We start from the raw sequence: 14,093 nt of genomic DNA on the forward strand, positions 1-14,093 counted from the left end.
TGACCGAAATCGTTGCCCAAAGCGAATCTGGCGATCCACTCGAATGTGCTGGAGAGTGCGACAAAGTCACGAGATCTCCGGCAAGGGATCAATGGCGTCGTGCTAATCTAACGGTAGAGCTGGAACTCAGGCCTGGAGTCAGGAATGAACCCGTCCCGGTTTGGCATCTGGACCTTCGGCAGTGTCTTCGCGTCCATCACGTCGCTTGGCTGGATGATCTTAGCTTCCGAGAGGATGTAGGCGACAACCGCATAGACCTCATCGTCCGTCAGAGAGCCCGGAGCGTTGAATGGCATTGCACGCTTAACGTAGTCGAACAGCGTTGTCGCGTGCGGCCAGTAGCTCTCAACGGTCTTGACCGGCGTCTTCGTCGCGAGGGAGCCGCGCCCGCCGATTAATTTGTCTCCGCCGAGGCCGGGCTGTGGAACTCCCTCTAGCCTGTCACCATGGCAGGCACTGCAATTTTCGGCGTAGACCTTCGCCCCTTGTTGCGCCGCTCCGCTACCGGCTGGCAACCCGCGCCCACTCGGTGGAATAGAGAAGAACGCGGAGCGTTCACTCTCGCTGGATGGCGTGCCGAGGCCGAAGCGGGCATCGCTGCCCATTTGGGCGAAGGCATCAAAGGATATGCCGATCGCTATCACCGCACATGTCGCTGCGATCGCGGTGTTCTTACGCATGGACATTGCTTACGCTCCCATCGGCCGCCACAGCCCAGCTTTGGATGGCGTTGAGGTGATAGACGGACGCAAACGGGCCGTTCGAGCCGCGAATTGCGATGAGATCTTTCAAGGTTGGTTGCAGATAGCCTGTTTCATCGGTACAGCGGCTCTGCAAGATCGCAGGCCTGCCGTTCCACATCCAGGGAAAGCTGAACCTTACTGTGCACATTGGTTCGGGCGCGGTGTCAATCCGGGCGGGGTACCAGGATTGGCCGCCGTCTACCGAGACGTCGACGGACTGGATACGGCCGCGTCCCGACCATGCAAGGCCGGTGATGTTGTAGAAGCCCGGTCCGGGCAGCTTCATCTCCCCCGAAGGAAAGGTAACCACGGACTTCGCGTCCATATCGAGCGAGAATAGCCGGGCCTTACCGTTTCCTAAAAGGTCTGTGTATTTGGAGGTCTCTTCGCGCGTCATGAATGGTTTGTCGCTGACCTCGAGGCGGCGTAGCCATTTGATATGGGTATTGCCTTCATAGCCGGGCAGCATGAGGCGGATCGGATATCCTTGCTCCGGACGAATGGCTTCGCCATTCTGTCCGTAGGCAATGAAGGCATCCTTCAGCATTTTCTCGATCGGAATTGAGCGGGTCATGACTGCAGCGTCCGCCCCCTCGGCAAGGACCCACCCAGATCCCTCCTTGATTCCAACTTCCCTCGCGATCGTCGAAAAAGGAACGCCGGTCCATTCCGATGTGCTGAGGAGCCCATGGGTCCCTTGTACAGTCTTTAGCGTTGGTTTGTTCCACTCCGTCAATCCGTTGCCGGAACATTCGATAAAGTGCCTGCGCGTGATTGACGGAAAACGCTTCAGGTCAGCGACTGTGAATCTCTTGGCCGCGTCGACCATTCCGTGCACGAAGAGCTGGTGCCGCGACGGGTCAATGGTGGGAATGCCGCCATGATGCCGCTCAAAGTGCAGGCCCGATGCGGTCAGATTCCCCAACATTCTATCGAGAGGGGTAAATGTCCACGAGGTGTTCTCGTTGGGGGTAGGGTAGCGTTGTCGAACTTCGGTCTCGAATTGCGAGCGCGATCCATAACCACCGTCGGCGGCGGTAGGGCGCCCTTGCTCCTTGGTGGAATCGGCCGGCGCTTCGAAGCGCTGGGCTCCTGGAGGAGCATTGGTATCGGCTGCAGCAGGAAGCGAGCTCAACACGGCGGCGGTCGAGGCGCCCGCGGCTGATCCTACCGCAAAGAGAAAATTGCGTCGATGAAGCGATGAAGACGGAAACATGCCCGTCTTGCATGAACAGTCATCGCCATCAAGCTCAACGCGATCGATGGCGAGGTGCTGCTCCTCTGCTTCGACAATCGCCTCAATTTGGCGACGAGTCAGCTCATCATATTTCACTTGGGTCATTCTCTCCACCGGATACTCTCCCGTCATGAGCGGACAATATCGATGGACTATAAAACTACAAGGATGCGCAATTTTCTGACCTAGTCGTGAAAACAATACCAGTGCGAGTCGCTGCACTCCTGATCGACGTGCACAACGATTGGCGAGGACCTGCAGGCCGGCCGCGGGTACTCGGGCCTGCGGCAAAGTTTATCGTGTTGGTCGGGCGCCGACATCAGCGCTCAAAAGTGGATGCAACAGCCAGGCAGAGCGTTCTGAGGCTGGCCGGCTTGAATGCTTGGCAAGATCGCTGGCGTGGCGCGCCGTAGTGAGGTCGGATGCCGATGGTTCGGCCACGGCGAGCATCCCCGAACCGTGCTCCCGGTGCCGCCTTGCTGATTGCAACCGGCATGACCTCTACACCTGGGCGTGGTGCGAGTGATCTACGATAGATACAGGCATGACCGGCTTTGAGGAGGTGGGTCATGGCAGATGCCACGCATGAAGGCATGCTTGACGGCCGGCAGCAGGGCGGCGTCGGCGCCGAGGCGGCATGAAAATTCAAATGCTTCGCTACCGCCAATGCAAGAATGAGTGAAGCAAGCGGAATACGCGAACCCGGTGGGGACAGCGCAATGCACGATCTCTTCGCGGGAATTTGCGCACGGTCTCATTTGCGAAGCGGCCCTTGATCTGGCTCATGTAACAGGCCTGCGGGACCGATAAGACTGCAGGCTCCAAGCAGCGGGAGGCAGCCGTGCTGGTGTCAGTCATTGATCTTGTCGGAGAAGACCGGCTTTCGTGGCTGGGAGGCCTTCTGGTCGGTAGCATGTTCGGGTTCTTTGCGCAGCGCAGCCGTTTCTGCCTGCGCGCCGCCGCCGTCGAATTTTCGCGCGGCGACGGAGGTCCACGTCTCGCGGTCTGGCTCCTGACCTTCGCGGCTGCTTTGCTCGGCACGCAGGCACTTGTTGCGCTTGGCTGGATCGAAGTATCGGAAGCGCGTCAGCTTGGCCAGCGGGGCAGCATCTCCGGTGCTATCGTTGGCGGTCTGATGTTCGGCTCTGGCATGATCCTCGCGCGTGGCTGCGCGAGCCGGCTGTTGGTGCTGTCTGCCAATGGAAATTTGAGGGCGCTGCTGTCCGGTCTTGTCTTTGTCGTAACGGCGCAGGCCTCTTACCGTGGTCTATTGTCTCCTGCGCGCGAATGGTTAACAAGTCTGTGGCAGGTGGACGGAGGCCAGTCGCGTGACATCATGGCGATGTTCGGCGCCGGCACTCCCGAGAAGCTTGCGTTCGGAGCGTTGTGGCTGCTCGCAGGTCTTACGCTTGCGTTTCGGAGCGAGTTGTCGCGCCGTTTGATCCTCTCCGCTTTTCTGACCTGCGCAGCGGTCGTAGCAGGATGGCTGTTCACCTATCAGCTCGCACAAGCGTCCTTCTCGCCCGTAGCGCTAAAAAGCCTCACCTTCAGTGGTCCCTCGGCCGAGCTATTGATGCTGGTATTGAACAGTGCGTATCTGCGGCTCGGCTTCGATCTTGGTGTCATACCCGGTGTCTTCCTCGGCTCATTCGTCGCTGCAGCGTTGACGCGCGAATTGCGACTTGAAGGTTTTTCGGACGGTCTCGGAATGCGCCGCTATCTCCTCGGTGCGATGTTGATGGGTTTTGGCGCGATGCTCGCCGGTGGTTGCGCCGTTGGGGCCGGGGTAACTGGCGCTTCAGTGTTTGCACTCACCGCCTGGCTTGTGCTCGGCGGTATGTGGTTGGGCGCGGGAGTGACAGACTTCACTTTCGATCGGGCGCCGCAATCGCAATCAACGGCCGATTCGCCTGCATCAAGCAAATGAACCGTATGGTTCCTGGTAACCGCCGATCCGACAACATGAACGCTGTTCATCGATAGCAAGCGCAGATGCTCGCAAAAGCTTGAGATGCGTGGGAACGCTCCCTGGCAATCGAGTTCCGCCGGCTCATGATGCGAAGCGATGACAACTCTGCTCTACTACCACTATACGCGTGGACCTTGGCCGCGCTCAAATGACCAACGTGCCTGCCTTCGCCGCCGCATAGCGCTCGTCAATCGCCCTCCAATTGACGGTGTTCCACCATGCCTTGAGATAGTCGGCGCGACGATTTTGATAGTTAAGGTAATACGCATGTTCCCACACGTCGTTGCCGAGCAGCGCGCGCTTGCCGTCCATCATTGGATGATCCTGGTTTGGACGTGTTTCGATGGCGAGCTCGCCTTCCTTCGACACCGTCACGAAAACCCATCCCGAGCCAAAGACGCGTCCACCCGCTGCATTGAAATCGGTCTGGAGTTTTTCGATACCGCCGAGGTCGCGGTCGATCGCGGCCAGCACGTCGCCATGCGCGTTGCCACCGTTTGGTCCCATGATCTGCCAGAACATGCTGTGATTTGCGTGTGCGCCTAGGTTATTGCGCACTCCGGTTCGGATGGCGTCTGGTATGGCAGCGAGATTTCCCAGCACTTCCGCGATCGGCTTGTCGGCAATCGACGGATTATCCTTGGCAAAGTTATTGAGATTCGTGACGTACGCCTGGTGATGCCGATCGCGATGTATTTCCATCGTCTTCCCATCGATGTGCGGTTCAAGAGCGCTCGCTGCATAGGTCAGGGGATCGACCTTAAAAGGGGCCGACGGTGCAGAGGCGGCCGCTTGCGCAAATACAAGGCGAGGAGAGATGGTGATACCGGTTGCTGCGATGATTAGGTGTCGACGGGACATAGATGACATCGGAGGTCTCCATTGAAGGTTATGAGTCGGAATAAGAGGTCGTCAAGCTGGGAATAGATGGATTCCGGCCGCCGCCTGCCACGGCGGCCTATGAGCCGTCAACGCCAAGAACCGTCCGGGTGGCTAGGTCGATCGGCGTCATGCAACTCCGTTGTTTGTCAGGCGGCCGGTTAGTGCGAAATGACGCGCCGTGCTCGGCTCCGCTCGTTGCGTGAACAATGCAGCGATAAGTGTGTCGGCTCTTCCTGTTCACCGCTCCCTTAGCAAAGTGGAACGCCGGCGGATCGCGCGGAAGCGAGCTCGCCAATGCCGACTGGCGGCTTCGGCGGTTTCGAACGTGACGCGGCATCGGCATTCCAACGCCTCGCAATCCTCACGAGGCTGGTTAAACTAACTCCCGCGGATCTGCTCAAGCAGCGGTGACGGCGGACAAGGTCCCGTTCGCAGCATGAAGCCAACGTCTTCCAGGTTGAGTCGTTTTCCCTAAAGTACGGAACGACGTGCCGGCTACGATCGCGGCCATCATCGATAGGAACGTTTCCCGCGAGCCGATTTCTTGTCTCGGGTTCGACGCCTGGGAAATGACTGATGTCGCTGCGCATCGCGGATTCGAAAGGTCAGAGGTGATTGATCAGTTGGAGACAGTGCAACGATTGCAGGACTGCTGTCCAGAAATGCTAACTGATGCAAGCCATAAATTCAGTAGATATCTTCGGTCGCCTCGCTAGGAGGCAACCAAACGTATCGTGTGCGAGGTTTCATTTTGGAACAAACGTTTCGCTAGTGGCACATTGCTGAGGAGTCTGAAGCTGCTCGACTTCTGAAGAACAATGCGGCTAGACTAACTTCAGTGGAGTAGCTGCGACTGGCGGGCGGCGCCTATGAATGACAAAGCAATCGTCGGAAAAGAGACCTTGCAGTGGGTGCGCGTTGAGCGGCGCTGCCGTAGAACTGGAAAACTCTTCGGCTGCCTCGGGGGCGATATTGCGGGGGCGGCCGGAGCGATTGACGCGCATAGGTCTTACGCGCCCGAGTTCGCTTTCGCCACCGCGCTGTCGCTGTCAAGTTGTGTAGCTAGCGTTTCCGCTATCAAGTACTTGAAGGTAGGAACGTGCGCTACGGGTCAAGGCGATGCGCGAAGGCGCCAGCGTGCTCGTTGGTGGCGGCGCGGCCAACGTCATTCCGTTGCACGTTTGGAATTCGGAGGACTGCAGGGCGGCAAGCGAGTTGCTGCCGAATAGCCGCGCAATCGACATTCAGACAGTCGGCGTCCCAATAGCGGCGCGCGGTACGGTACGCTTGCTGATCACGTCCTCGCCGCATCACACCGATGAGGTGGTCAACCCGTCGATTGCCGTATCGGTCAAGATTTGGAAGAAAAATGGCTTGCCGAGGCAACACCGAGCGGTGACCGTAGAGCGGGGTGTTCTGATGTCATCGTTGTTTACGGCGTATCGGCTGTGCAGCGAACTTGAGGAGAACCGGGGCAGGGGGGGAGTGAATGGTTCGACTAGCAATCCGCAAGATGCGGTCGAGTGTGGTCGTGTGGACCGGTGCAACTGCGTGGGTTCTGTTGACGGCGGTCGTTCTGTACGCGCGGTCAAGCGTGCTCGAAAGCAGCTTCGATCCGCGGGCATTTATCTGCTCGAGCGACAGTGGCGGGGTTCAAGTGGGCGAATTCGCCAGTGGCTCATCGTCACCGTAAGCAAGGGCCGCGGCACACGCTTCGTCAGGTTGGAAAGGTATGGATCACGTATGGCCTACGACGTCAGCATTCCCGGTGCATTCGCCGGTGGTCTACTCTCGTTTGCATCGCCATGCATCTTGCCTCTGGTGCCCCCATTCCTGTGTTATATTGCAGGTACGTCAATGGAGGATCTGTCAAACGAGAAGCTTGACAGATCTCGAATAGTGCTGACTTCGCTTGCGTTCGTGCTTGGATTCACAACGATTTTCGTCGCGCTTGGCGCGACCGCCTCGTTTCTTGGAAAAATAATCTCGTCCAACATCGCGTCAATCGGATATGTCGCGGGAGCAATCATAATTGCGATGGGCCTGCACTTTCTCGGCATCATCAGGATTCCGTATCTTTATCGATCGGTCACTGTGCAGACGGAAGTGTCTCCGGGCACATTTGTGGGTGCTTACGTGATGGGGCTCGCCTTCGCATTTGGTTGGACGCCGTGCGCCGGGCCGATTCTCGCGACGATCCTCTTTATCGCTGGAGCGGAGGATAGCGTTAGTCGAGGTGTGTGGCTGCTGCTTCTTTACTCAGCGGGCGTCGGCTTGCCGTTCATGATCGCCGCGATGTTTGCGAGCTATTTTATGACCCTGGTGGCCCGTTTCAGGCGGTATCTTGGCCTTGTCGAGAAGGTGATGGGTGCAAGTCTGGTTGTCACCGGCGTGGTGTTCATGACCGGACAAATGTCGATGATTTCAGGTTGGTTGTTGGAAACGTTTCCGATCCTCGGATCTATTGGTTAGCCGAAGCGAAAGAACAGCAAGTTGTCGAACGAACGCATTTCGATGAGGACGCGATGAAGAAGGCCGCTGTCGTGTTCTCGAGCCGCCTTGGGTATCAAGCTGAGGCTCGCGGTGGCGCCGTCGATGAGTCTGCGAAATTCGGGGTCCTGCTTGGTGCGATCTGATGCCATTCGATCGCAGCGACGCAGTATGCCTTCATAGACCTCAGCGCTGGACTGGACGGCAGCTGCGATGGATTGTTCGGACAAGTTCGGTGGCGTCGTCTCGTAGACGTACAGCGCGTCCATCGCTCGGTTCGCATCGAGAACGCAGTCGGCCAATAGATAGAGATTGTTTGCGCGGCGAAACTGAGAAAGGGCGTCTCGAATGGAAATCATCTCCCGTTCGGCCGCTTTGAGATTGCCGTGATCGACGTATTCCACGGCCTTTTCAGTGTGGTACGAGACTTGCTCGAGTGTCGAGCCAAAGAGTGGATTACTCCGGAAAGCGTCAGGGGTGTTTGCTCGAACGGATTTGGTGAGAGTTATCCAAGCGGCACGTACTTGGTCGACCTCAAGGCCGCCCAAGTCGGCGTTGCCTGTACGTAGATAGCTGGCGGCAAGACGGTAGTGGGAAGCAACGTCGTCTACCGCAGCGCTGAAAGCTGCCAGATCGTTCGCCATGCCGATGGATGAGGAAAGGCCGAACGCAATTGCGGTGATCGTTAGCCGGGCTCGGATACGCATGAAGAATCTCCCCGTCATTTGCGGGCCCTCCGCCCGAAGAAGTACGTCGAAGTGCTCTTTTCAGCTGGGCGCGTACAGCAATGACATCTATCAATGATCGTGAAAGACTCAAGTCCTTGTGCACTCGGTCGGTGCTCTCCAACAGTTGAGCGGAAGGAAGCGAAATGACCATCTCACGGCGTAAGGTGCTTGCCGCAAGCTCGGCACTGCTGCTGTCGTCGTTCAAGCCAACCGTCGCTGCGGTTCTGAACGAGGACGGGATGTATTCGGAGCCGTGGTTCCTCAATACCATGCTGGAGCTGTCGGATGATCTCGGCGATGCAGCGAGCAATGGCAAGCGGTTCGCTATTCTTTGGGAACTCAGGGGCTGCCCGTATTGCAAGGAAATGCACCTTGTCAACCTGGCCGATGCCAAGGTGGCCTCGTACATCGAGGCGAATTTTTCCATATTGCAACTTAACATCATAGGCAGTCGAATTGTTACGGATTTCGATGGCGCCAAACTCTCCGAGAAGCAGTTCGCACAGAAGTACAACGTGCGGTTCACTCCTACCATCCAGTTCTTTCCCGAAATTGCGGCTGACTTATCCTCCAAGGATCCCGGCCAGCGGGAAGTTGCACGGATGCCAGGATACGTAAAGGGTGAGCATTTCCTGGCGATGTTTCGCTTCGTCCGGGACAAAGCATATGAGCGGGAAAACTTTAGGAGCTACGTCAATAATCAGGCACGCTGAGTTCGAAGCCTGATTGGAATTCCGGGGCAAGCCATAGATGAGCTATCGGCGTCGGGACGAGGAAAGCCAGGCGCCGCTAAAGCGTGCTCGCGACAAGCTCAATGTTTCATATCGAAACGTGGCGTTTCACGCCATGGAACGAGCGTGGCGGTCGGGTCCGCGACCAAATCGAATGAGGGGCTGGGTCGCTGACGCCGAGATGCTGTCGCAGGTCTCGCAGCCGCGGGATTTCAGCTTTTCGGCAGGTTGAAAAGAAGGCGATGCCGATTTCGGCCCGTCGCGATGCACTTAACCGCCGCCAGCGAAATTGGCACGAGCATTGCTGAACTGATGCTTAACTAAAAAATTGTCAATTTGCAGGGGGTAGGTGACCAGGATGCGGCATTTGGCATTCTCGTTGTTCGTTCTTTCAACGATCACAACGTCAAGCGTTTGGGCCGAGGATCTCACCGCCATTCGCGTCGACAAGGATTCGATCGCGCAGCCCTTAACCTCGCAGCCGGGAAATCCAAAGAACGGCGCCGCCGCCATGGCGGACCGCAAGCTTGGAAACTGTCTGGCATGCCACAAGGTGGCGCAGATGAAGTCCGAGCCGTTTCATGGCGATGTCGGGCCAGCGCTCGACGGAGTTGCCGGCCGATGGAAGGAAGGGCAGCTCCGCCTGATCGTGGTGAACCCCAAGGTACTGTTCGAGGACACGGCGATGCCTGCGTTCTATCGGACTGCCGGCATGCATCGGGTGCGCGGGGAGTTTCAGGAAAAGCCAATGCTAACTGCTCAACAGGTGGAAGATGTCGTCGCATATCTGACGACGCTCCGGGATTGAGTGTAGCGGGTCATATCAAAACAAACGAGGTTCACCATGATCCAACTAACGCGGCGCGGCGCTCTGAATGTCAGTCTGGGAGCCACGGCGGTGGCGCTATTCGGACGAATTCCGGTCGCCATTGCGACTCCTGAGGAGACGGCTCAAGCCATCTCAAAGTTCACCAGTGGGGCTACTCCTAAGGCAGGCAAAGTAAGTCTAACCGTGCCGGAAATTGCCGAGAACGGAAACACGGTGCCTTTGTCGGTTTCGGTGGAGAGCCCGATGACAAAGGAAAGCCATGTGAAGTCGGTTCTGATCGTAGCGGATGGAAATCCACTTCCTGGTGTTGCGACGTTTTACTTCTCCCCCATGTCCGGCAGGGCCGATACCGCCACACGCATCCGCCTCGCGCAGACGCAAAATGTCATTGCCGTCGCGCAAATGAGCGATGGGACGTTCTACATGGATCAGAAGACCGTCAAGGTGACCATCGGTGGTTGCGGCGGCTAACGAACTCCAATCACAGGATTGAAATATGGCTCAGGATGTCAGGCCCCGTATCAAGCTACCCAAGACGGTGAAGAAGGGCGAAGTCATTCAAATTAAGACACTGATCTCCCATCAAATGGAGTCGGGACAACGCAAGGATGCCCAGGGGAAGACGATTCCCCGGCAGATCATCAACAAGTTTGCGGTCACGTTCAATGGAATGGCCGTGTACTCGGCGGACATCGCGCCGTCGGTTTCAGCCAATCCCTACTTTGAGTTCTCGGTCAAAATCGACGAGCCCGGCACCTTTGCGTTTACTTGGACCGATGACGATGGCTCGGTCTACAAGGACGAGCAGACTATCGCGACTACGTAGCGGTGGTGCGCCGTCGTCTTGGTTTGAAACGGAAGTTCTCTCGTAAGATAGGAAGGCAGGATGTTCAATCGCGTCAAACGTTTCGGATTGGTGATTGCCGCGATCGGGGTATCATCTGCCCAGGTCGGCTTTGCGTGCGCCAATGACATGAAGAGTATCAAGGCGCCGGCCGGCCATCCCCTGCCAGAAATTATCTCGGGATTCGAGTTCCGTTCCAAGGAAACGCAAGACGTCCAGAAGGACGAGTTTCAAAATCCCGGCATGCTCTGGGTTGAGCGTGGTTCGCGGTTATGGGCAACTGTGGAGGGCGCAGCCGGAAAATCGTGCTCGTCGTGTCATGGAGACGCAGCTAAGTCCATGGCGTCGGCCGGCGCGGCCTATCCAAAATGGAATGAGAAGAAGGGCAAGCCGGTCAACCTGGAGCAGCAGATCAATATCTGCAGGACCGACAACATGAAGGCCGAACCTTGGGAATTCAAGGCGGAGGCCCTCACGTCGATGACGACGTTCATCAAGACGCAGTCGAAAGACGTGGCCGTCAGCGTCAAGGTCGACGGACCGATGACTCCCTGGTTTGAAAAGGGGAAGCAACTCTATTACCAACGTAACGGTCAGCTGGATATGTCGTGCGCCAGCTGTCACGAGAAGCACTACGGGCAGTTTTTGCGCTCCGATTATTTGAGCCAGGGGCAGACGAATGGATTCCCGACCTATCGGTTGGCCTCACAGACAATGATTCCGCTCCACGAGCGGTTCGCCGGCTGCATGTTTGACATTCGCGCCGAGCCATTCAAGCCAATGTCGGACGAGTTCCTGGCGCTTGAGCTCTATATCGCTTACCGCGGAATTGGTTTGCCAGTCGAAACGCCGGCGGTGCGCAATTGAATCGTCGGAGTCCTGGCGACGGTTGAGGAGCTTGCGGGTCGGATGATTTGCCGAAGGGTAACGTGCCGGGATCCAGCACGCTCACTAAGGCTGCGGCGCGACAGCTCCACGTTGCCCGTGCCGACTAGGAGTATCGACGCTGGCCTCGGGCTGATAGAGCGGGCGCTTGGCAATTCGTATCGATCGAACCGCGCGGCTCGATGCTGATCGAGCTAGCAACGGACCTTGTTCGGTCGATTGACGAACGTCGCTTTTGACGATGAGGGGCAACGTGAAGGTACTCATCGAGTGGCTATTGTTGCGCTGGCTGCCCGTTACAGTGCTTCTTCTGGTGGGACCGGCCGCCGTCGCGGCTGACCGAGAGGCACATCAGCATCGCCTGATAATTCAAGTGACTACCGACGATCCGGTCTTGATGCGCCTCGCATTGGACAATGCAGTTAACGTAGATCGCCACTACAGCGAGCTTGGCGAGGAGGTCGAAATGGAGATCATAGCTTACGGCGCAGGTCTTCACATGCTTCGCGAGGACTCGTCGCCCGTGAAAGCACGGATCAGGTCGATCAGCGAAAGTCTACGAAGCATTCGCTTCGTCGCCTGCGGCAATACGATCCGCACGATGGAGCGCAACGAGGGAGGGCCCGTCCGTCTCGTTCCGCAGGCCGAGGTGGTCGATGTTGGCGTGGCGCACATTATGGAGCTGCAGGAAAATGGATGGAGCTATGTTCGTCCGTAGCAGAACTGGCGCAGGAAGGAGCGCATGCGTGCGGTCGGTCCGGGTTATGTTGCCGTTCGTGGTGCTACTGACGCTGCTGGGCCCGTCGACGCGCGCGGGTGCACACTCGGATTCCAGTGTATTTGGCGGCGACGAAGAACTGAAGCAGGCATCTGGCGCCGCGTACCGTGACGATGTCTATCCCGCGCTGGTGCGGATCGACCCCCGGCACGTGCGAGACGTCGTCTTGAAGGTCAATGCGAGGATCACCAGTCTTCGCAATCTCTATTCGGGTCGAAAGGTTAAAAAGGGCGATGTTTTGATGACATTTGATAGTCCGGAGCTCGAGACTATCCAACGGTCTTTCATCGAAACGGTCCGGAACTTCGACGCGGTTCAGGCCTTCAGCATCACGGGGAAAGAGAAAGTAATAGAGGCACGTACCAACTTGGAGTGGCGCGGATTGTCTGCCGCCGACGTTCAGGCGATTGAGCAAAAGGGAGAGGCCGTGAAGGCCATCACCGTGCTTGCGCCGGTGGACGGCTACCTAATGGAGCTTCTGGTTGTCAACGGGGAGATCGTAAACGCAGGGGCGCAATCCGGATTGTTCAGTTCAGCCGGAGCGGTCGTCGCAAGGATTGCCGACGAGAGGGCATTTGTCATCGAGGCAGATGTTCCGGCCCAGAAGGCGGAAAAATTGTCTGTCGGCATGCAGGTCAGATTCTCTGCCGGCGGAGAAGCGCCCGTCGTCGCCGGCTTGGTGGAGCAAATCTCTCCTATTGTGGCTCCTAACCAAACCCGCCAGGTTCGCATCACGCCCGACCTCACGCTGCAAACATCCTCGTTGCAGGAAGGGGCGCAAATGCGCGTAACCTTCGGGGACAGCCATGACTAGACTTGGAGTTATTGTCGGCTTGACGGCTGGTTGCGCTTTGCTGACGTCGGCGATCGCACACGACGTGCCCTCAACGACCCACAGGCCGAAGCAGAATGCCGACAAGGCAATCCCGCCGGGAGTGACGGACGCGCTCGTCACCCCGTGTAACGCTTCCAGCTTACTGCGGCTGGAGGTGGCCGTATCAGGCAAGCAAACGAGACTGTATCCGACATTCGGCCGTGTCGTGGCCAATCCTTCCGCCGTCATAAACGTCAATGCTTATCTGAGCGGCCAGATAAGCGAAATCTTCGTGCGGCCCAAGTCCATCGTGCTCAAGGATGAGTTGATCGCCACGATCTCGAGCCCAGACTTCCTTCTGACGCAGAAAGCCTACCTCGCGCTCCTAAGCAATGACGAGCAGCAAAGCATTCTCAAGGAAGAAGGGCGGCTGCCCAATTTTCTTTCGGATGCTCGAGACAACCTAATATGGTGGGGCATGAGCGACGAGGAGATTGATAAATTGACGAAGAGCGGAGAGGTGGTCGAAAGCATCTCGGTTCGTGCTCCTCAGGACGGAATTGTTACCGATGTCTTCGTTCAGCCCGGCCAAATCATCAATGCCGGCGACAAGACGATGCAGAATTTCGTGGTCCTCGGTAAACCCCTGGTTCGCATGGTGCCGCTGTCGGCGCCTGATTGGATTGAGGTTTACTTGCCATCCGATCGCGTTGGGCTCGTAAAGCCTGGCGAGACGGGCGTAAGAATAGGGTCGGTGGGCGGCGCTGCTGCGACCTTCACGATCAGCGATGTGCTTTTTGACGTCGACCGATCCAACATGATGTCGCGCGCGATCATCCGTCTGGGTCAAGGTCCCAAGACGTTTGCCTTGGGGCAAACCGTCCAACTTGAGATCGACGGTGGGGGCGCTGACGGAATCTGGATATCCCGACAAGCCGTAAGCAGCCAGGGATTGGATCCGGTGGTTTTTGTGGAAATGAAGCCAGGCGTTTTCCAACGTCGCTCAGTGAAGGTCCTGGAGACGACGGATGATTTCATTCGCTTGTCGAATGTAACGGCAGGAGAGCGCGCGGTGACTACAGGCAAGATGATTCTGGAGGGTGCCTATCGATTGCAAAGCCGGGATGCACACGATCACGGAAGCTGCGAGTCTTGAGGAGCAG

14 protein-coding genes are annotated in these 14,093 nt (G+C 57.5%); 10 read left to right on the forward strand and 4 right to left on the reverse strand.

Annotated elements, in window-relative coordinates; all coding sequences use genetic code 11:
• Positions 1 to 107: 107 nt before the first annotated feature.
• Both ACQR07_RS09930 and soxC read right to left on the reverse strand, forming a co-directional pair.
• Entirely contained in the window at positions 108 to 686 is a 579-nt protein-coding gene (locus ACQR07_RS09930) for a c-type cytochrome (RefSeq protein WP_434902105.1), read from the reverse strand.
• Complete coding sequence (gene soxC / locus ACQR07_RS09935; protein ID WP_434902294.1) at positions 673 to 1,959, reverse strand: sulfite dehydrogenase; 1,287 nt, start codon at positions 1,957 to 1,959, stop codon at positions 673 to 675. Before soxC ends, ACQR07_RS09930 begins: the two co-directional genes overlap by 14 nt.
• An 862-nt stretch (positions 1,960 to 2,821) precedes the next feature.
• On the opposite strand from soxC, the gene ACQR07_RS09940 reads away from it, so the two are divergent.
• Entirely contained in the window at positions 2,822 to 3,907 is a 1,086-nt protein-coding gene (locus ACQR07_RS09940) for a YeeE/YedE family protein (protein WP_434902106.1), read from the forward strand.
• A gap of 186 nt (positions 3,908 to 4,093) precedes the next feature.
• Here ACQR07_RS09940 and ACQR07_RS09945 read toward each other — a convergent pair whose 3' ends face one another.
• On the reverse strand, positions 4,094 to 4,819 hold the full coding sequence (locus ACQR07_RS09945; protein ID WP_434902107.1) for a superoxide dismutase: 726 nt from the start codon (positions 4,817 to 4,819) through the stop codon (positions 4,094 to 4,096).
• A gap of 1,131 nt (positions 4,820 to 5,950) precedes the next feature.
• On the opposite strand from ACQR07_RS09945, the gene ACQR07_RS09950 reads away from it, so the two are divergent.
• The gene (locus ACQR07_RS09950; RefSeq protein ID WP_434902108.1) at positions 5,951 to 7,303 is read left to right on the forward strand and encodes a cytochrome c biogenesis protein CcdA; all 1,353 of its coding nucleotides are present in this window, start codon (positions 5,951 to 5,953) and stop codon (positions 7,301 to 7,303) included.
• Here ACQR07_RS09950 and ACQR07_RS09955 read toward each other — a convergent pair.
• The gene (locus tag ACQR07_RS09955; protein WP_434902109.1) at positions 7,300 to 8,028 is read right to left on the reverse strand and encodes a hypothetical protein; all 729 of its coding nucleotides are present in this window, start codon (positions 8,026 to 8,028) and stop codon (positions 7,300 to 7,302) included. The two genes, ACQR07_RS09950 and ACQR07_RS09955, sit on opposite strands and share 4 nt — an antisense overlap.
• Positions 8,029 to 8,192: 164 nt before the next feature.
• On the opposite strand from ACQR07_RS09955, the gene ACQR07_RS09960 reads away from it, so the two are divergent.
• From ACQR07_RS09960 to ACQR07_RS09995, 8 genes are all read left to right on the forward strand, one after another.
• On the forward strand, positions 8,193 to 8,762 hold the full coding sequence (locus ACQR07_RS09960; RefSeq protein WP_434902110.1) for a SoxW family protein: 570 nt from the start codon (positions 8,193 to 8,195) through the stop codon (positions 8,760 to 8,762).
• 376 nt (positions 8,763 to 9,138) lie between these two features.
• Positions 9,139 to 9,588: a sulfur oxidation c-type cytochrome SoxX gene (soxX, locus tag ACQR07_RS09965; RefSeq protein WP_434870175.1), complete on the forward strand. Its 450-nt coding sequence runs from the start codon at positions 9,139 to 9,141 to the stop codon at positions 9,586 to 9,588.
• Between the two features lie 36 nt (positions 9,589 to 9,624).
• Positions 9,625 to 10,080 (forward strand): thiosulfate oxidation carrier protein SoxY, encoded by a 456-nt coding sequence (soxY, locus tag ACQR07_RS09970; RefSeq protein ID WP_434902111.1) that lies wholly within the window; start codon positions 9,625 to 9,627, stop codon positions 10,078 to 10,080.
• A 25-nt stretch (positions 10,081 to 10,105) separates the two neighbouring features.
• Positions 10,106 to 10,435 (forward strand): thiosulfate oxidation carrier complex protein SoxZ, encoded by a 330-nt coding sequence (gene soxZ, locus ACQR07_RS09975; protein WP_434902112.1) that lies wholly within the window; start codon positions 10,106 to 10,108, stop codon positions 10,433 to 10,435.
• Positions 10,436 to 10,495: 60 nt separating this feature from the next.
• Positions 10,496 to 11,320 carry a sulfur oxidation c-type cytochrome SoxA gene (gene soxA / locus ACQR07_RS09980; RefSeq protein ID WP_434902113.1) on the forward strand — a complete coding sequence of 275 codons (825 nt, stop codon included), beginning with the start codon at positions 10,496 to 10,498 and terminating at the stop codon, positions 11,318 to 11,320.
• Between the two features lie 271 nt (positions 11,321 to 11,591).
• Positions 11,592 to 12,056 carry a hypothetical protein gene (locus ACQR07_RS09985; RefSeq protein ID WP_434902114.1) on the forward strand — a complete coding sequence of 155 codons (465 nt, stop codon included), beginning with the start codon at positions 11,592 to 11,594 and terminating at the stop codon, positions 12,054 to 12,056.
• Positions 12,057 to 12,102: 46 nt separating this feature from the next.
• Complete coding sequence (locus tag ACQR07_RS09990) at positions 12,103 to 12,930, forward strand: efflux RND transporter periplasmic adaptor subunit (RefSeq protein ID WP_434902115.1); 828 nt, start codon at positions 12,103 to 12,105, stop codon at positions 12,928 to 12,930.
• Positions 12,923 to 14,086 carry an efflux RND transporter periplasmic adaptor subunit gene (locus ACQR07_RS09995; RefSeq protein ID WP_434902116.1) on the forward strand — a complete coding sequence of 388 codons (1,164 nt, stop codon included), beginning with the start codon at positions 12,923 to 12,925 and terminating at the stop codon, positions 14,084 to 14,086. Before ACQR07_RS09990 ends, ACQR07_RS09995 begins: the two co-directional genes overlap by 8 nt.
• The last annotated feature ends 7 nt before the right edge of the window (positions 14,087 to 14,093 follow it).

It is taken from the genome of Bradyrhizobium sp. HKCCYLS20291, assembly GCF_051167715.1.
In the GTDB taxonomy this organism is placed as follows: Bacteria; Pseudomonadota; Alphaproteobacteria; order Rhizobiales; family Xanthobacteraceae; genus Bradyrhizobium.